The organism is Pseudarthrobacter sp. MDT3-1, from assembly GCF_054510755.1.
In genome coordinates, this window is record NZ_JBTNDX010000026.1 from 39092 (window position 1) to 56689 (window position 17598).

21 protein-coding genes are annotated in these 17598 nt (G+C 65.3%); 16 read left to right on the top strand and 5 right to left on the bottom strand.

Annotation, left to right across the window (positions count from 1 at the left end; translation table 11 throughout):
• Positions 1 to 16 precede the first annotated feature (16 nt).
• Together ACX80X_RS17295 and ACX80X_RS17300 are read right to left on the bottom strand one after the other, a co-directional pair.
• Positions 17 to 562 carry a TetR/AcrR family transcriptional regulator gene (locus ACX80X_RS17295; protein WP_459312833.1) on the bottom strand — a complete coding sequence of 182 codons (546 nt, stop codon included), beginning with the start codon at positions 560 to 562 and terminating at the stop codon, positions 17 to 19.
• Entirely contained in the window at positions 559 to 2544 is a 1986-nt protein-coding gene (locus ACX80X_RS17300) for an MFS transporter (RefSeq protein ID WP_459312835.1), read from the bottom strand. Before ACX80X_RS17300 ends, ACX80X_RS17295 begins: the two co-directional genes overlap by 4 nt.
• A 208-nt stretch (positions 2545 to 2752) precedes the next feature.
• On the opposite strand from ACX80X_RS17300, the gene ACX80X_RS17305 reads away from it, so the two are divergent.
• The 5 genes from ACX80X_RS17305 to ACX80X_RS17325 are packed head-to-tail and all read left to right on the top strand — an operon-like array spanning position 2753 to position 7954.
• Positions 2753 to 3847 carry an iron-siderophore ABC transporter substrate-binding protein gene (locus tag ACX80X_RS17305; RefSeq protein WP_459312837.1) on the top strand — a complete coding sequence of 365 codons (1095 nt, stop codon included), beginning with the start codon at positions 2753 to 2755 and terminating at the stop codon, positions 3845 to 3847.
• A 10-nt stretch (positions 3848 to 3857) separates the two neighbouring features.
• A complete protein-coding gene (locus ACX80X_RS17310; protein ID WP_459312839.1) occupies positions 3858 to 4997 on the top strand; it encodes a FecCD family ABC transporter permease in 1140 nt (379 codons plus the stop codon).
• Between the two features lie 23 nt (positions 4998 to 5020).
• Positions 5021 to 6100 (top strand): FecCD family ABC transporter permease, encoded by a 1080-nt coding sequence (locus ACX80X_RS17315; protein WP_459312859.1) that lies wholly within the window; start codon positions 5021 to 5023, stop codon positions 6098 to 6100.
• 1 nt (position 6101) lies between these two features.
• Positions 6102 to 6917 (top strand): ABC transporter ATP-binding protein, encoded by an 816-nt coding sequence (locus ACX80X_RS17320; protein ID WP_459312841.1) that lies wholly within the window; start codon positions 6102 to 6104, stop codon positions 6915 to 6917.
• Entirely contained in the window at positions 6914 to 7954 is a 1041-nt protein-coding gene (locus tag ACX80X_RS17325) for a siderophore-interacting protein (protein ID WP_252599576.1), read from the top strand. The genes ACX80X_RS17320 and ACX80X_RS17325 overlap by 4 nt, the downstream gene beginning before the upstream one ends.
• A gap of 219 nt (positions 7955 to 8173) precedes the next feature.
• Here ACX80X_RS17325 and ACX80X_RS17330 read toward each other — a convergent pair whose 3' ends face one another.
• Together ACX80X_RS17330 and ACX80X_RS17335 are read right to left on the bottom strand one after the other, a co-directional pair.
• The gene (locus ACX80X_RS17330) at positions 8174 to 8611 is read right to left on the bottom strand and encodes a glycoside hydrolase family 16 protein (RefSeq protein WP_459312861.1); all 438 of its coding nucleotides are present in this window, start codon (positions 8609 to 8611) and stop codon (positions 8174 to 8176) included.
• A 205-nt stretch (positions 8612 to 8816) separates the two neighbouring features.
• Positions 8817 to 9086, bottom strand: coding sequence for a hypothetical protein (locus ACX80X_RS17335; RefSeq protein ID WP_459312843.1), 270 nt, complete (start codon positions 9084 to 9086; stop codon positions 8817 to 8819).
• A 427-nt stretch (positions 9087 to 9513) separates the two neighbouring features.
• Between ACX80X_RS17335 and ACX80X_RS17340 the strand changes: the two genes are divergently transcribed.
• From ACX80X_RS17340 to ACX80X_RS17365, 6 genes are all read left to right on the top strand, one after another.
• On the top strand, positions 9514 to 10377 hold the full coding sequence (locus tag ACX80X_RS17340) for an SGNH/GDSL hydrolase family protein (protein WP_459312845.1): 864 nt from the start codon (positions 9514 to 9516) through the stop codon (positions 10375 to 10377).
• 221 nt (positions 10378 to 10598) lie between these two features.
• Positions 10599 to 11018 (top strand): hypothetical protein, encoded by a 420-nt coding sequence (locus tag ACX80X_RS17345; RefSeq protein WP_459312847.1) that lies wholly within the window; start codon positions 10599 to 10601, stop codon positions 11016 to 11018.
• A gap of 42 nt (positions 11019 to 11060) precedes the next feature.
• On the top strand, positions 11061 to 11690 hold the full coding sequence (locus ACX80X_RS17350; RefSeq protein ID WP_459312849.1) for an extracellular solute-binding protein: 630 nt from the start codon (positions 11061 to 11063) through the stop codon (positions 11688 to 11690).
• Between the two features lies 1 nt (position 11691).
• A complete protein-coding gene (locus tag ACX80X_RS17355; RefSeq protein WP_252599573.1) occupies positions 11692 to 12576 on the top strand; it encodes an ABC transporter permease in 885 nt (294 codons plus the stop codon).
• A complete protein-coding gene (locus ACX80X_RS17360) occupies positions 12563 to 13390 on the top strand; it encodes an ABC transporter permease (RefSeq protein ID WP_252614942.1) in 828 nt (275 codons plus the stop codon). Before ACX80X_RS17355 ends, ACX80X_RS17360 begins: the two co-directional genes overlap by 14 nt.
• A 9-nt stretch (positions 13391 to 13399) precedes the next feature.
• Positions 13400 to 14521, top strand: coding sequence for an ABC transporter ATP-binding protein (locus tag ACX80X_RS17365; protein WP_459312851.1), 1122 nt, complete (start codon positions 13400 to 13402; stop codon positions 14519 to 14521).
• A 69-nt stretch (positions 14522 to 14590) separates the two neighbouring features.
• Here the strand turns inward: ACX80X_RS17365 and ACX80X_RS17370 are convergent, their stop codons facing one another.
• The gene (locus tag ACX80X_RS17370) at positions 14591 to 14878 is read right to left on the bottom strand and encodes a YciI family protein (protein WP_459312853.1); all 288 of its coding nucleotides are present in this window, start codon (positions 14876 to 14878) and stop codon (positions 14591 to 14593) included.
• Positions 14879 to 14960: 82 nt separating this feature from the next.
• Here ACX80X_RS17370 and ACX80X_RS17375 point away from each other — a divergent pair, with 82 nt between their 5' ends.
• The 5 genes from ACX80X_RS17375 to rpsN all read left to right on the top strand — a co-directional run bounded on the left by ACX80X_RS17375 (position 14961) and on the right by rpsN (position 17255).
• Positions 14961 to 15452 (top strand): MarR family winged helix-turn-helix transcriptional regulator, encoded by a 492-nt coding sequence (locus ACX80X_RS17375; RefSeq protein ID WP_056342119.1) that lies wholly within the window; start codon positions 14961 to 14963, stop codon positions 15450 to 15452.
• Between the two features lie 75 nt (positions 15453 to 15527).
• Positions 15528 to 16289, top strand: a complete 762-nt coding sequence (locus tag ACX80X_RS17380; RefSeq protein WP_252599570.1) for an SGNH/GDSL hydrolase family protein — start codon at positions 15528 to 15530, stop codon at positions 16287 to 16289.
• 252 nt (positions 16290 to 16541) lie between these two features.
• Positions 16542 to 16778, top strand: a complete 237-nt coding sequence (gene rpmB, locus ACX80X_RS17385) for a 50S ribosomal protein L28 (RefSeq protein WP_056342125.1) — start codon at positions 16542 to 16544, stop codon at positions 16776 to 16778.
• Entirely contained in the window at positions 16778 to 16945 is a 168-nt protein-coding gene (rpmG, locus tag ACX80X_RS17390; RefSeq protein WP_013602737.1) for a 50S ribosomal protein L33, read from the top strand. Before rpmB ends, rpmG begins: the two co-directional genes overlap by 1 nt.
• A gap of 4 nt (positions 16946 to 16949) precedes the next feature.
• Positions 16950 to 17255, top strand: coding sequence for a 30S ribosomal protein S14 (rpsN, locus tag ACX80X_RS17395; RefSeq protein ID WP_026266887.1), 306 nt, complete (start codon positions 16950 to 16952; stop codon positions 17253 to 17255).
• The last annotated feature ends 343 nt before the right edge of the window (positions 17256 to 17598 follow it).

Genomic DNA, 17598 nt, shown 5'->3' on the forward strand with positions numbered 1-17598 from the left:
TAAGTGAGAGAGGGTTTTAGAGGGCAGCGGTGCAGGCATCGATCTGGGCCTGGACGATTGCGCCGTAGTGTCCCACCAGCTCGTCAAAGTTCCAGCCGTCGAAGAGGCCCAGGGTGCGGACGGACTCGCCGAATCCGGTCATCAGGGCCACCACGGTGGAGGCGAACCGCCGCTCCGGTGTTGTGTCCCCGATCAGGCTCGCGATGGCGGCGAGGTATCTTTCGCGGACATCCGTTCGAGCTGCCTCGGGGTCGGGAGAGTCCAGCACGGCGAACGGGATGATGGCCCACGGCTCCTGCGTTCCGCGTTCCCGGCGCATCAACACACGGAACACCAGCGCCCTGCCCAGTTCCGGCGTCGGGACCTCCAGTTCGGCGAGCTGCGATTCGTCGGGCCGGACGGCGGCATAGAGCTTTTCCTTGGAGACGAAGAGTTTCATGACCAGGGCCGCCGAAACGCCAGCGTCCGCGGCTATGTCCCGCACCGTGACGGCGCGGTATCCGCGTTCCCCGAAAAGCCGCCCGGCGGCGCTGAAGATCGCGTCGTGGCTGCGGCTGCTCATGCGCCCACCGGCTCCATGGTCTTTTCCTCCACACGCGGCGCGGCGAGATGAACGGTGACAGAGCGGTTGTCCACCGCGAGCTTCCGCGCCATGGCCTGGTGCGTCGCCGGATCAACCATGCTCACGACGTAGCGGCCGGCGAGGGGCAGCGGAAACGCGTACGCGCCGTCGTCGTCCGAAAGGGTGGTGTGCACGTAACCCCCGCTTGCCTCAAGGAGCGTCACCACCGCGCCGGCCACAGCCGCGCTTCCGGCCGTGACCAGTCCGCTGATCTCCAGCCGGTCCCGAAGAAGGAAGTTCTGGTGCCGGGTGCGGCCGTCGAAGTCGAAGACCTCGGCCATCGGCGCCCAGCCGGCTGCATTGGTCACCATGAGGTACTTCCCGGCGCCGGGGAGGGCCACCGAATAGTTGCCTTCCGTATCGACCCGGCTCCAGTCCACCGGCTCGCCGGCGGTCTGAAGTACGGTCACGACGGCGGGAGTGACGGGGCGGTTGTCCGGTGCAAGGACGCGCCCCTGCACCACGATTTCGGCCGTATTGACGGAGGCGGCGGTGTCAGCTGCGGATGGCCGGCGGGCTGCCGTGGCCTTCGGGATGAAGACCGTGGCCACCACCGATGCTGCGGCTGCCAGCGCGGCCAGCCAGAACACGTCCTTGAAGGCATCGAAGGACGGACGCTGCACGGCCCCCACCGTCATGCTGACCGAGGTGAGGACCGCGGCAACCGCTGCGCTCGACGTCGAGGTGCCGATGGACCGGACCAGGCTGTTCAGCCCGTTGGCCGAGGCCGTCTCGGTGATCGGCACCACGCCCATGATCAGTGTGGGCATGGCCGCGTAGGCGATGGCGGTGCCCACGCTGACAACGGTTGAACCGATGATTACCCATGCGATGGAGTCGTAGAAGAAGACCCGGCTCACGTAGCCCACAATCATCACGACGGCGCCGGCGATCAGCGCAGACTTACCGCCGAAGACGCGGATGATACGTCCGGAAACAGGCGCGAAAATCACCATCGCGAGCCCGGAGGGGACCATACACAGCCCTGCGGTGATGACGTTCAGCCCGAATCCGTATCCCGTGGCGGTAGGCAGCTGGAGCTGCTGGGTGGTGAGGAGCATGTTGGCGAACATGGCGAAGCCGACGAGCAGCGAGGCCACGTTGGTCATGAGCACCGGCCTGCGGCCCGATGTCCGCAGGTCAACCATCGGCTGGCTGACTTTCAGCTCGTACGGGACCCAAGCAGCCAGGAGTATTGCGGCCGTGAGGAACAGCAGCAGCACCGGCTCCGAGCCCCAGCCCCAGGCGCCGCCTTTGGAGATCGCCAGCAGCAGGGCAGCCAGGGCTGCGGAGAGCACCAGCGCCCCCGCGTAGTCGAAGCGCCCGGGCGTGCGGACCTTGGATTCGGGAACCACCAGCGCCACGGCAACGAGCAGCAGTGCGCCGGCAGCGGCGGACACCCAGAAGATCGAGGCCCACCCCAGGCTCTCGTACAGCACTCCGGCGAGGGGCAGGCCCATGGCGCTGCCGATTCCCAGCGTGGCGCTCATCAAGGCAACGGCGGAGCCCATCTTCTCCTTGGGCAGCTCATCGCGCATGATGCTGATGCCCACCGGAATCAGGGCCGATGCGAACCCTTGGAGCGTCCTGCCGATGACCAGCCACAGGAAGGATCCGCCAACCGCGGCAATGACCGAGCCGGCCACCATGATCGCCAGGCAAACCACCATCATCTTGCGCTTGCCGTACATGTCCGCGCTGCGGGACACGATGGGTGTTGCCACGGCGCTGGCGAGCAGGGTGGCGGTCACCAGCCAGGAGGCGTCGTCGGCGGTGATACCCAGGATCCGGGGGAAATCCGGAAGGAGCGGCACTACGAGCGTTTGCATGAGGGCCACCACCGTGCCGCTGAGGGCAAGTACGGCGGTGATGGCGGACGGGGACGGGCCCCGGGTGTTGTTCAGGGCGTTGGAACGCGGCATCAGGTGCTTTCAAGTGTGGACTGGGATGGAGCGCGGCACGGTGAACGCGTGTTTACCACTAAAGAGTGAACCACCGTTCACCCCTGCCGGCAATGACCTGGCGCTATACGTTGCGTCACATGATCAATTACGCAATACAAAGCTTTTCTAATTCAGAGCAGGCTAGGCTACCCTTACTTAGGTTCGCATCATTCACCTAAGGAGTTCCGTGACTTCCCCCCTCTTCTCCGGCCCGAGCGCCACCCGCCGCACGCTGTTCAAGTCAGCCGGCAAGGCAACGGCGCTGGCCGCCGCGGCACTCACACTGTCCGCCTGCTCCACCGGCCCCGCGTCCTCCACCTCGGACGCCAGCAGCTCCAGCTCCAGCTCCAGCAGCTCGCAGTTCCCGGTCACCATCAAGCACGCCTTCAGTGAAACCACCGTCAAGGAACAGCCCAAGCGCGTAGTCACCGTTTCCTGGGTCAACGACGACGTTGCCCTTGCCCTCGGCGTGGTCCCGGTGGGCGTCCCCAAGAACGAATGGGGCGGCAACGAGCAGGGCTCCACGCCGTGGAAGGACGCGGCGCTGAAGGAACTTGGCGCGGGCTTCGGTTCCGACAAGGCTCCGGTCCAGTTCTCCGAGGCTGATGGCATCAACTTCACCGAGATCGCCAAGCTCACCCCGGACGTCATCCTGGCCGCCTACTCCGGCCTTACCGAAGAGGACTACAAGAAGCTCAGCGAGATCGCCCCCGTGGTGGCGCACCCCGAGGTTGCCTACGGAACCTCATGGCAGGATTCAACCTCCATCATCGGCAAGGCCCTGGGCAAGGAGGCTGAAGCTACCAAGCTCATCGCCGACACTGAGGCCACCGTCAAGACGGAAGCTGCCAAGTACCCGCAGATCGCCGGCAAGAGCTTCGTCTACGGTTACACCGATCCCTCGGACCTCACTGCCACGGGCTTCTACACCGCCAATGACAACCGTCCGAAGTTCCTCTCAGCGATCGGGATGAAGCTGGCCCCGGTCGCCGAGAAGGCTTCAGCCGGCTCCAAGGACTTCTTCGTGCCGTGGGCCGCCGAGAAGGCCAACGAGCTTGAGGCCGATATCTTCCTGAGCTCGGTTGAGGATGCCGCGACCGCCGCGGCCGTCAAGAGCGACCCCTTGCTGGGCCAGATTCCGGCAGTCAAGAACGGCGCGTTCGTTGCCGACGCGGACAAGAGCCTGGTCCTGGCAATCTCGGCCTCCTCGCCGCTGAGCCTGCCGTGGGCGCTGGACACCTTCCTCCCGCAGCTCGCCACCGCCGCGGATGCAGTGAAGTAAGCACCGCTCCATGACGGAAAGTACGACGGCGGCACCCGCCGGACAGCGCGAACGGACAGTTGGGGCCCCGATCGGGTCGCAACGAGGGCCCCAAGTGTCCGTTCGCGCCGGTCGATTGGCTAGCGCCGGTGGATTGGCCCGCACCGGTGGGAAGGCCAGAACCAGGCAGGTTGCCTGGCTGCTGGCTACCGTCGTCGTACTTTCTTTGTTAGCCGCCGCTTCCCTGGCCATCGGCGCCCGGGGCCTTTCCGTGGCCACCGTGTGGCAGGCCCTCACCCAGTTCGATCCCGCCAACGGCGACCACGCCGTGGTCCACGCGCGCATCCCCCGCACCGTCCTGGGCATCCTCGTTGGCGGTGCCCTGGGCCTCGCCGGCGCCGCCATGCAGGGCGTTGCCCGCAACCCGCTGGCAGACCCGGGCATCATGGGCGTCAACGCCGGGGCCGCGCTGGCCGTGGTGACCGGCATCTATCTTTTCGGCGTCACTTCCCTCAGCGGCTACATCTGGTTCGCCTTCATCGGCGCCGGAGCCGCCGCCGTCGTGGTTTACCTCATCGCGTCGATGGGCAGGGACGGTGCGACGCCGGTCAAGCTCGCCCTCGCCGGCGCCGCGCTCAGCGCCGGGCTCTATTCCCTGATGAGCGTCATTCTCGTCTCCAGCCAGGACACCCTGGACCGCTTCCGTTTCTGGCAGGTGGGCGGAATCTCCGGCCGCGACTGGGCAGTGGTGCTCCCGGGCCTCCCGTTCCTGGCCGTCGGGGCACTGATTGTTCTTGGCACCGGCCGCATCCTCAACAGCCTCGCGCTGGGTGATGACATTGCCCGCGGCCTGGGCCAGCGTGTGGGCCTGAGCCGGGGAGTCACCGCCCTGGGGATTGTGCTGCTGTGCGGCTCCGCGACGGCCTTGGCAGGGCCCATCGGCTTTGTTGGCCTGGTCATTCCGCACGCGGTCCGCTCACTCACCGGCCCCGACTACCGCTGGATCCTGCCGTTCTCCCTGGTCCTCGCGCCGGCACTTTTGCTCGGCGCGGACATTATCGGCCGCGTTGTGCTGCTTCCCGGCGAGGTCCCGGCCGGCATAATGACCGCACTCGTGGGTGCGCCCGTCTTCGTCTGGCTCATCCGCCGTGGCAAGGGGGCCGGCCTGTGACCACGCTCGAATCCCCCGCCGAGATGGCACTTGACAGCAATCGCACGCGCAAACATTGGCGTGAACTGCCATCTCGCGTGCTGACCCGGACCGCCGTTCTGGCCCTCGGCGTCGTGGTTATGTTCGCCATCTACGTGCTCCTGGGCAGCTACACCGTGACCATCCCGGACTTCTTCAAGATCCTCATCGGACACCTGACCGGCGGCGAAAGAATCCCGGGCGCAAGCTTCATTATTATGGAGAACAAGCTGCCCCGGGCCGTTATCGGCGTGATGATCGGCGCCGCGTTCGGCCTCTCCGGCGGCCTGTTCCAGACCATGCTCCGCAACCCGCTGGCCAGCCCCGACGTGATCGGCATCAGCTACGGAGCCAGCGCGGCCGCGGTCACCGCCATCGTGATCTTCGGCGCCACAGGTCCCGCCGTGTCCGCAGCGGCACTCGGCGGCGCGCTGGGCATCGCAGCGCTGATCTACGCCATCTCCCGCGGACCGTCACTGGGCTCAGGCGGCGGCAACCGGGGGGACGCCGCGGGCAACCGGCTGATTCTGGCCGGTGTGGGCATCGCCGCCGCCCTCCACGCGGTGGTCAACTTCATGATGACCCGCGCGGACATCCGCACGGCAGCCGACGCACTCGTCTGGCTTAACGGCTCCCTCAACTCCGCCAACTGGGACCGGGCGGGCATGCTCTCCTTGGCGCTGCTGGTCCTGGTCCCCGCCGTCATCGCCCTTGCCGGGCCGCTGCGCATCCTGGAACTCGGCGACGACGCCGCGGCCGGGCTGGGCATCCGCGTCGGGTTCACGCGCCTCGCCGTGGTGGTCACCGCCGTCGCACTGGCCGCAGTGGCGACGGCGGCTGCCGGGCCGGTCTCGTTCGTCGCCTTCCTGGCCGGTCCCATCGCCCGGCGCTTCACCCGTAAAGCCAGCCTCCCGGCGTCGGCCCTGGTGGGTGCGCTGATTGTCCTCACCGCCGACTACGTCGCGGCCAACCTCGCCCCCTTGCTGCTGGACGGCACCGTGCTGCCCGTCGGTGTTATCACCGGCGCGCTCGGTGCCCCGTTCCTGCTGTGGCTTCTGGTCACGGCCAACCGAAAGGATGCCTGACATGGCCGTTCTCAGCGCCCAGGACCTCACCCTCAAATACGACCAGCGCTGCGTGGTGGACGGCCTCACGGCGGAAATCCCCGAGGGCAAGGTGACTATGATTGTGGGCGCCAACGCCTGCGGCAAGTCCACGCTCCTCCGTGGCCTGTCCCGCCTCCTTAAGCCCGCCTCCGGCACGGTGACCCTGGACGGCATGGACATCCACGCCCGCCCGGCCCGTGAATTGGCGCGCACCCTGGGGCTCCTCCCGCAGCACCCCACGGCGCCGGACGGCATCGCTGTCCGCGACCTCGTGGGCCGCGGCCGGTATCCGCACCAGGGCTTCTTCCGCAGCTGGAGCACCGAGGACGACGCCGCCGTGCAGCGCGCGCTCGAAGCGACGGAAACGCTGGAACTCGCTGAGCGGAACGTCGATGAACTGTCCGGCGGCCAGCGCCAGCGCGTCTGGATCGCCATGGCGCTCGCCCAGGAAACCGACGTGCTCCTGCTGGACGAACCCACCACATATCTGGACCTGGCGCACCAGGTGGAAGTCCTGGACCTGGTCACGGATCTGAACCGCAAGCGCGGCACCACCGTGGCCATCGTCCTGCACGACCTGAACCTGGCGGCACGCTACGCGGACCATGTCATCGCCATGAAGGGCGGCGAGATCGTGGCCCTGGGTGACCCCATAACTGTTGTCACCGAAAAGCTGGTCCGCGACGTTTTCGGCCTTGAGTCCCGGGTGATTCCCGATCCCGTCTCGGGCACACCCCTGATCATCCCCATCGGCCGCCACCACACGGCCGCAACCGAACTGGAGCTCGTTTCATGAAGACCCGCGACATCGCCGCCACCGAGCCCATGACCCTGGCTTTCGAGGTGACCGTTTCCTCGGTGCAGGAGCTGAGCCCCAACTTCCGCCGGATCACCTTCGGCGGCTACTCGCTGCGGGACTTCGGCGTTAACGGCGATACCCTTGACCTGCGGATCAAACTGATGATCCCTTCCCTGGCGTCCGACGGTACAAAGCTGCCGCTGCCGGTCTTCGAAATGGCGCAGGCCGGCTGGTACCAGGAATGGCTGGCCATGGACCCCGCAGTCCGCGGCTCGATGCGCACGTACACGGTCCGCCAGTCCCGGCTCGATGCCGTTTATCCCGAAATTGACGTTGACTTTGTGATGCACTTCGACGCCGACGGGCACGGCGGTCCCGCCGCGAACTGGGCCCAGAACGCCCAGCCGGGCGACGCCATCACTATAATCGGCCCCAACAGCCGAGCCGCCCAGTGCTACACCGCCGAGGTCTACGGTGGCATCGAGTGGCGGCCCGGAATGGCCCAGCGCGTCCTGCTCGCCGGCGACGAAACCGCCATCCCCGCTATCTCCGCCATCCTCGAAAGCCTGCCGTCCTACATGACCGGCCACGCCCTCCTGGAAGTACCGGAAGCCGGCGACTTCCTCGACCTCACGACGGACGCCGACATCGACATCACCTGGCTTGCCCGCGGCGCCGCCATTGGCCGCTCACGCCCGCACGGCGAGCTGCTGCAGCAGGCAGTGCGCACTGCAGTTCCCGTTCCCGGCTGGGTGGGAATCAAAGCGTCCGACGCCGGCGCGGGCCCGGAGCCCGAAGACGTCAATGTGGACGTGGACATCCTCTGGGAGACCCCCGCGCGGATGGAAACAGCCGAAATCGAGGCCACCAAGAACCCCGCCATGCCGGCCGGCGCCATGCCTTTCTACGCCTGGATCGCCGGTGAGGCTGCCGTCATCAAGGACATGCGGCGGTACCTTGTGCGGGACGTGGGGATCGACCGGAAGCAGGTTGCTTTCATGGGGTACTGGCGTCAGGGTAAGGCCGAGGTCTAAAGCCTTCCGTCGTATGCGGCGGTTGGGTGCGCCGCAACCGCCGCCTTGCCGTCGCTTAGCGGTTGGACCCGTCCCAAACTTCGCAAGCTCAGTTCGGGGCCCTCGGGTCCGCCCTTCCTCCCGACGCTGCGCTCCTACGCAAGACAGCGGCTGCGGCTCGTTGGGCCTGTCACGTCCAAACGCTCTCTCACTTCCTGTGGGTTTTTTCCAAACGCTCTCTCACTTGTAGACGCGGACCCAATCGACCTGCATCTGCGAGGGCTTGGTGGCGGAGCCGTCCGGGAACCAATCCAGCTGCAATGTCTGCTTCATGGCGACAGAGGGCTGGTGCGCCGGGTTCGTGTCAGTGAAGGTCTTTACTCCGTCGACGTATCCGCTGATGCCGGCCGGGGTCCACTCCACCGCGTAGTTGTGCCACTGTGTGCCATCGACGGGCGTCGCCGCTGTGGTCTGGAAATCCGCTCCACCACAGGCGTAGTGCAGGAAGAACCTCATCACGGAGGTGACTGAGCTGCCCTCGGCATAATCGATCTCGGCACAGTTCGGGGCAGCGTTGTTGTTAAGGATCAGGACCGGGTGGTATTTCGGGTCCCGTGAATTGGTTTTCATGCGCGTTTCCCAGCGACCATACCTTTGTTCCGCGAACTTTGCCGACATGCCGCCCGTGGTGCCGGCTGCGTCTCCGCTAACGGTGGCCACGCCGTTGGCAACCGACCAAGCCTGGGGACTGCGCAGGCCTTTGCCGGCATGCCCAGCACTGTTATAGACACTCCATTTTGTCCGGTCCGGTGCGCCGGTGTTGGAGAATTCGTCGCCCGTCAGGACCGGGCCCCAACCGAAGGCGGCAGCTGCCTGGGCACCGTCACCCGTCGTCGCGAGACTCTGGCTGGCTGGGGGCACCGCCGGGGCCGGGGCCGGGGCCGCGGCCAGCGCGGGCGCCGGGGGGACGGCTGCCGCCGGGGCTGCCTCCGCCGAAGCGGGGGTCTGGCCGCTGCTCGAAGCCGTGGGCGCCGGAGATGCTGCGGCTGAAGACGCCGTGGCTGCGGCAGTTGGGGCTGGAGTGGCAGGTGCGGACTCGCGGCCAGCCGAGGATGGGGCAGACGCCCCATTGGTCGTAGGGGCTAGGCCGCATCCTGTCAGGGACAAAGCACCCATGGTCGTTATGATGGCTATTTTCTTGAACAAGATACCTCCGGGCTAGGACTGGAAGAAAAGACTGATGCACTTGAGACGATGACGAGTGCGGAAAGCATCCTTGGGCCCCTTGGCAGGGCCGGAGCTAGCAGGCGCCGAAGGGGCGCATCGGGGGTCCAGTGATCGGGCGCCCGGGGCCCTGCATTGGGGCCAGCCGCCAACGTTACCTGATCGTGACCATCGGTCGCAATAATGTGACAAAGGCTGAGGAGCTGCCGATGATCAGAGGCGGCGGCTTGATGGAAACGCCTAGCACCCGGCACTGCAAACGCTCCCTTGCACTCTGCCCCTAGATCTCAACCCTTCTGCACATCCTGTTGCTGTCCGTTTACCTTGGTGTTTCTTTGGGCGGTTACTTTCAGTGGATGGGTTCTAATCCTTTACTCTCGGACCGTGAGGGCCGGCGGGTGTTTGCCGCTTTGGGGGACTCGTTTACAGAAGGTGTTGGGGACCGGGATGAGCGGCTGCCCAACGGGGTCCGGGGGTGGGCTGACCGGGTGGCCGAGAAGCTGGCCAAGGCTGAGCCGGGGTGGGAATATGCCAACCTGGCCATCAGGAGCAAGCGCCTGCGTCACGTCATCACCGAGCAGCTGGAACCGGCGCTGGCCATGAGGCCCACGCTGATCACGCTGTACGCCGGCGGAAACGACATCCTGGACATCGGCACGGACATGGCTGCCCTGATGGATGAGTACGAGGACCTCGTGGCGCGACTCGCCGCGACCGGGGCCACGGTTGTCCTGTTCACAGGCTTCGACGTCAAAGTCTCGGCCGTTCTGGAGCTGCTGAAGAAGCGGAACACGGTCTACAACCAGCGCGTCCGCGAGATCTCTGCGAAATATGGGACAGTCCTAGTGGATTACTGGTGCCTGGACGCCTTCCATGACCGGCGGATGTGGGACTCGGACCGCCTCCACATGTCCAAGGCGGGCCACAAGTACCTCGCCGGGCAGGTGCTGGACCAGCTCGGGGTGCCCCACAAAATCCGGCTCAAGGACTGGGACCCTCCGGCGCGGCTCAGCCTCCGGGAGTGGGAACAGCGGCAGCGGCGTTGGGTTAACGACTGGGTGCTGCCGCTTTTTGGCCGCAAAATCAGGGGCGTCACCCTCGGGGATGCACTGGCGCCGCGCTGGCCAGAACCCGTCAAGGTGCCGCGGAAGCGCGGGCTGAAGAAGCTGATGGACCGGGACGCGGTACTCAAGAACAGCCCGAAAGTAAGTGGTTTGTAAACAGCTGTTGACTTGTGTGCAACATCACAGATACTGTTGCGGCACTGACGACGACTCAACGCGTCAGTTCTAGTCCGCTCAGCGCTGCGTGGGCCGTTCGGGGCATGAACCGCCGCCGTCGGGATGCCAGCGTGAACGCGGAATCCCCAACCTGCCCCTTCGGCACACGGCGTCCTTTGGCGTGCGCCGGGAGGGCCCCAGCCTTGAGAGGCACCACCGCGATGACTGACAGTTCCCTTCATTTTGACCGCAGGAAACTCCTGAAAGCAGCAGCGTTGACCCCATTCGCAGGCCTGGCACTGTCCGGCTGCGGGGCAAAGCCCGCCGATAGCGCGGCAGCCAACAAGACAGTCACGGTCACCTCCTACGGCGGCTCCTACAATGACCAGCTGACCCAGACGATTCTGGAGCCCTTCTCCAAGCAGTCGGGGATCCAAACCACGCTGCTGGCCAACACCGGCCTGGCCTCCCTCAAGGCCCAGGTGCAGTCCGGGGACGTGCAGTGGGACCTCGTGGAAATCACCGCCCCGGAATACGAAACGGCCGTGGCAGAAGGCCTCGTGGAGCCGTTCGACTACAACATCATCAGCGACAAGGCCTGCCCGGCTACGCCAAGGCGGAGTACGGCATCAAGTACCTGAGCTTCCTGTTCGTGATGGCATGGGACCAGAAGGCCATCCCCGATGCGCAGGCCCCCCAAGGACTGGGCGCAGTTCTTCGACCAGGGCAAGTACGATACCAAGCGCTCGGTCTACAACCAGCTCTCGGACAGCTCTGTGCTGGAGGCCGCACTCCTGGCCGACGGCGTGCCGTTCGACCAGATCTACCCGCTCGACGTCGACCGGGCCCTGCGCGTGCTGGGCCACCACCCCGGCAAGGACCGCCTGCTTTACCACGCGGCCAACCAGGAGCCCATCCAGCAGCTCACCTCGGGCGAGGTCTCGCTGTCCACGAGCTTCAACAACCGCATTAACGCGGCCCGCAACGACGGCGCCAAGCTGAACTTCAGCGCGGAGAACGCAGTGCTGGCCGGCGACTACTTCGTGGTGCCGAAGGGGGCCAAGAACAAGGAAGCCGCCTTCAAACTGATGAACTTCATGTCCAATGACGCCGAGGCCGGCGCCGCCTTCGATACGGTCACCAACCTGACCCTGGCCAACACTCCGGCGCTGTCCAAACTGCCTAAGGAAGTCGCAGACACCCTGCCCACCAGTCCGCGCCTGGCCGACAAGATCCTGGTCCGTGACGACAAGTGGTGGTCGGAGAACCTGAAGAAGACCGAGCAGCAGTTCAAGCTGTGGCAGGCCAGCTGACATGAGCAACGCAACCTTGCAACGCGCGCGTCCGGAGGGACGCGCCCCGGCACCGGAGCAGGAGAAACCCCGACGGCGGCGCACCACCTGGTGGCTGCTGCTGGCCCCGATCCTGGCCTTCGACGTCGTACTGTTCCTCAGCCCGCTGGGCAAACTGGTGGGCTCGAGCTTCACTGGCAACGCCTACCAGCGCGTCCTCGAAGACCCGCTGGTGGTCCGTTCCCTGATCAACACCCTGAGCATCAGCCTGGCATCCACCGTTGTCACCGTGGTCCTGGGCTACGTCATTGCCCTGGTGCTGTGGCGCTCCGGCACGGTGACCCGCGTGATCCTGTTCGCCGTGGTGCTGCTGCCCTTCTGGACCGGCATCCTGGTGAAGAACTTCGCGTGGGCCGTGCTACTTCAGGACAACGGCATCGTGAACTCCTTCCTCCAGACGGTGGGCCTCACCGATGCTCCCATTGAGCTGCTGCATAACCGGCTGGCCGTGATCATCGGCATGGTTCACTGCCTGCTCCCGTATGCGGTGTTCCCGATTTTCTCCTCGCTGACCTCCATCGATGACCGGCTTGCCCTGGCGGCGCGTTCGCTCGGGGCCAAGGAAGCCTCAATCTTTCGCCGGATCATCCTGCCTCTCAGCACGCCGGGCATCTCCGCGGCAGGCTTGCTCGTGTTCATCATCAGTACCGGCTTCTTCATCACCCCGGTGGTCATGGGCGGACCCGGCGACATGATGATCGCCAACCAGATCGACTACTACGCGCGCCAGCTCACCGACTTCTCCGGGGCCGCGGCCCTGGCCGTGATCCTGACAGTGCTGGTCAGCATCCTCGTTGCCATCTACCAGCGAGTGCTCAAGGCGGGAGGCCAACATGCAGACAACTAATCCCCGGCAGCGACTGCTGACGCTGCTTTCCATTCCGGTGTTCCTGTTCCTGGTGGTCCCGACGGCGATCGTGGTGCCTGTTGCCCTTAACGACAGCCGCTACATCACTTTCCCGCCCGAAAGGATCTCGTTCGCCGCCGTCGCCGGCTTCTTCGCTGACAAGGCTTGGACCTCGGCACTGACGGCCAGCCTCCAATCTGCAGCGATCGCCGTCGTGATCGGTGTGATTCTCGGCGCGACCGCGGCGATCGGCCTGCACGGACGCAAGTTCCCGGGCCAGCAGGCTGTCGTCGGGCTGATCCTGGCGCCGATGATCGTCCCCACCGTGGTGCTGGCGCTGGCGTTCTACCAGTTCTTCATCTCCCTCGGCGTGCTGGGCAGCATCCTCCCCATCGGCCTGGCGCATGCCGTCATCGCCACCCCGTACGTGTACCTGACCACGCGTGCCAGCCTTGCCGGACTGAACCCGGCGCTGGTCAATTCGGCGCAGAGCCTGGGCGCCGGATGGCTGTCCGTGTTCCGGCACGTCTACCTGCCGGTCATCCTGCCCGGGCTGGTTTCCGGGGCGCTGTTCGCCTTCTCGGTCTCCATCGACGAGACCGTCATGTCCCTGTTCATGCAGTCGCCCAGCGCCACCACCTTGCCCGTGAAGATGTTCACCGACATCCAGTTCAACCTGACCCCCAAGATCGCGGTGTCCTCGGCTCTGTTGGTCACCGTGGCCACCTTGGGGCTGTTGTTCCAGGTCATGTTCGTTCTCAAACGGCGTTCCACCGCCAGGATGCTGCCGCTGGCCGTGTCCGCACCAAACTAAGGAAGGCCCATGACTACTTCAGTGATTTCCGCAGCAGCAAGCACCAGGACGACGGCGTCCGCACAAGGTTCCATTGAACTCCGGCAGGTCCGCAAGACGTACGGCGACGTGGTTGCCGTCGACGAACTGGACCTGGTGGTGGAACCCGGCGAATTCGTCACCCTGCTGGGACCGAGCGGATCCGGCAAGACCACCACCATGATGATGGTGGCCGGCTTCGAGGAGCACACGTCCGGGAGCGTCCTGATCGACGGCAAGCCCGTGGATTCGCTCCCGCCCCGGGACCGGAACCTGGGCGTCGTGTTCCAGAACTACGCCCTCTTCCCGCACATGAGCGCCCGCGAAAACGTGGAGTTCGCGCTCCGGATGCGCAAGGTGCCTAAGGCCGAACGGCGTCAACGCGCCGATAGCGCGCTGGAACGCGTGGGCCTGGGCACGATGGGCGACCGCAAGCCCCGCCAGCTCTCCGGCGGGCAGCAGCAGCGCGTGGCCCTGGCCCGCGCGCTGGTGTTCAACCCGGCCGCGCTGCTCCTGGACGAGCCCATGGCCGCCCTCGACAAGCGGCTCCGCGAACACATGCAGGAAGAGATCAAGACGCTGCAGAAGAGCCTGGGCATCTCCGTCCTTTTCGTCACGCACGACCAGGACGAGGCGATGGCCATGTCCGACCGGATCGTGGTCATGAAGGACGGCAGGATCGTCCAGTCGGGCTCGCCCGAAGAGGTCTACAACCACCCGCTCACGGATTGGGTGGCCAGCTTCCTTGGCGACACCAACCTCATCCCGTGCACCGTCCTGGAACGCAAGGACGGCGAGGCGCTGGTTGACCTCGGCGGCCTGGGCCTGGGCCGTGTGCGCGACCGCGGCGTCGCCGGCGAGAACTACGCCGTGTCCATCCGTCCCGAACACCTCAAGTTCAGCTCCGAGGCAAGCGCGGACAACTGCGGCAAGGCGGCGCTGGTCTCCTCGACCAACCTGGGCGCCACGGTGCGCCACCGCCTCACGGCCGGCGGCCACGAGCTCCAGGTGCGCGAACTCACTTCAGATGCGACGAATCGGCCCGCGCCAGGCGCGGAGCTGTTCGTGACCTGGGAGCCGGACAAGGCCCAGCTGCTGGTTCTGGAGCAGTAGGTGCTTCCGGGGAACTGCCGGGGATGCCGGGCATTTCCCCGGAAGCCTGCTGGCGCGGGGGCCAGGGGCCTAGGTGTCCAGCAGGTTTTCGTAACCATCTGCCACGGTCGTGGCGGTGAATTCGATAACTTCGAACTCGGCCACTCCGTTGCTGTAGAAAGGATCCTTGGCCAACGCGGCATCCAGCGTGGTTCGGTCCGCCTTGGACAACAGCACACCGCCCACCGCCGGAACCAGGCGTCCGGACGCAAGGAACACGCCGTCGTCGAACGCCTGCTTAACCCACGCCATATGCGCAGGGCGGTGATAGTCCACGATGTCTTCGGGCACCTTGTAGGTCAGCGATACAACAAACATAGAGTCAGCCTACCCGGATGGGTCCACGGGAACTGGTGCGTCACTTGAACGCTCAACCACGCTCTGCTTCTAGAATGGACGCATGACCGAACCGCGCTGGCTCAACGCCGACGAACGCCGTGCCTGGCTGGCACTCCTGAGCATCAACACGCTGCTGCCGGCTGCCCTGGACAACCAGCTCCACACCGCCGGCAAGGTGTCACTGTTCGATTACAACGTCATGGCCATGCTGTCCGAAGCCGAGGGCCGCTTCCTGCCGATGAGCCAGCTGGCCGCCCGTACGAGTTCGTCGCTTTCCCGGCTCTCGCATGTGGTTGCCAAACTGGAGAAGCGCGGATGGCTGGAGCGGCGTCCGCACCCCCGCGATGCCCGGGTCACCACCGCACACCTGTCCGACGTCGGGATGGCCACTTTGGAGGCACTCGCACCGGGGCACGTGGAGGCGGTGCGCACTAAGTTCCTGGACGCCCTGACGGAACGCGACGTCAACGACCTCGCCCGCATCGGCGAAAAGATCGTGGCCCGGCTGGACGATGACCACTGGATCCTCCGCGAGACCGAAAGCCGGCCATAAGCCGTCGCCCTGATGGACACCGTCCGGACAGGCCCCGCCTTGGTTGCTCCCGGCAACAGATGAAAGACTGACGCCATGGACTTTTCGACCCGGTATGTAGCGCTCGGCGATTCCTTCACGGAAGGGGTCGGGGATGACGATCCCAGCCGCCCCAACGGCGTGCGGGGCTGGGCGGATCGCGTGGCGGAGCAGCTGGGCGCGGCGGATCCCGGCTTCGGCTACGCCAACCTGGCCATCCGCGGCAGGAAGCTCCGCCAGATCATGGCAGAACAGGTGGACGCCGCCGTCGAACTTAACCCCACCCTGGTGACCATTTACGCAGGTGCCAACGACATTCTGCGGCCCAAGATCGACATCGACGATCTGCTGGCGGAGTACGACGCCGGCATCCGCAAGCTGGCGGCCACGGGCGCCACAGTGGTGATGTTCACCGGCTTCGACGCGCGCGGTTCGAAGGTCTTCAGCACTATGCGCGGCCGCACCGCCATCTACAACGAACTGGTCCGCGGCATTGCCGGGGACCATGGAGCGTTGCTGGTGGATTACTGGCGCTTTAACGAGTACTACGACTGGGGCATGTGGGCCCAGGACCGGATGCACATGTCTGCCGCCGGGCACGCCAACATGGCCAAACGCGTCCTTACCGTCCTGGAGCACGACCACTCGATCGAGGTCCCGCCCATGACCCCGGTGCCCGAGCTGAACCGGGCCGAAGCTCTCCGCGCCAACGCCCGCTGGGTCCGCGAATTCGCCGGCCCCTGGGTGGTCCGCCGTGTTACCGGCAAGTCCTCGGGCGACGGACTGGCGCCCAAGTACGCCCAGCTCACGCGCCTCTGAAGCAGGCCCCCTTATACACCGTCCGAGCACGGATTGGTCTTTAATTGCGTGAACTCGTAGACTTGGTGAGCGCTAAGTGCGCGGAGCGTGCGCAATTGCTCCGGTGGCCCGGTAATTTTCTCCAGGGTAGCCGGTAGTTAGGGGCTCAAGTTGCGTGACTAACCGTTCACCCTGATCACTTTGGGTCGCACTTAGCCGCATGATCCTGCAGCAGATATGCGGATCATTACATTCAATTCTTGAGGAGAAGTCATGGCAGCACACTGCCAAGTGACCGGAGCCGAGCCGGGCTTTGGGCACAGCATTTCGCACTCGCACCGTCGCAACAAGCGTCGGTTCGATCCGAACATCCAGAAGAAGCGCTACTGGGTTCCGTCCCTGCGCCGTAACGTCACTCTGCAGCTTTCTGCAAAGGGCATCAAGACCATCGACGTGCGCGGCATCGACGTAGTCGTCGCCGCCATCCTTGCTCGGGGAGTGAAGCTCTAATGGCTAAGGACAAGGACGTACGTCCGATCATCAAGCTCAAGTCGACTGCGGGCACGGGTTACACCTACGTGACGCGGAAGAACCGTCGTAACGACCCGGACCGTATGGTTCTGAAGAAGTACGATCCCAAGATCCGTCAGCACGTCGAATTCCGAGAGGAGCGCTAAACACATGGCTAAGAAGTCAATGATCGCAAAGAACGAACAGCGTAAAGTCATCGTTGAGCGTTACGCTGCAAAGCGCCTCGAACTGAAGAAGGCTCTGGTTGACCCCAACTCGACCGACGAAGTTCGCGAAGCAGCACGCCTCGGCCTGCAGAAGCTTCCCCGCAACGCGTCGCCCGTCCGTCTGCGTAACCGCGACATCATCGACGGCCGTCCCCGCGGTACCTTCCAGAAGTTCGGTATCTCCCGTGTTCGCTTCCGCGACATGGCTCACCGCGGTGAGCTCCCGGGCATCACCAAGTCTTCCTGGTAATCCAGCACCGCTGATTCCAGCTGCTTGAGAAGGGCCGGCAACCGTTTGGTTGCCGGCCCTTCTGCGTTTAAGGCCTGCGGTGATCGAGCCCATCGGTGATCGAGCTTCCCGGTGAAGGGCTTGTCGAGATCCGTGAGAGGCGTCGGCCGTTGTGCCGCAGCACACAGAACTCACTTACGACGGCGGCGCCCGAATTTGGGTGCCGATACCGGCTTTGGGCCCGGAATGGCGGGGTTTCGACCTGTTGTGGGGGTGGATTTGCGGTGGGGGTTGGGTGGGTGTATTGTTTTCTAAGTCGCCGCGAGGGGAACAGCGAAGAGCTGGTTACCGCGGGCGGCCAAAC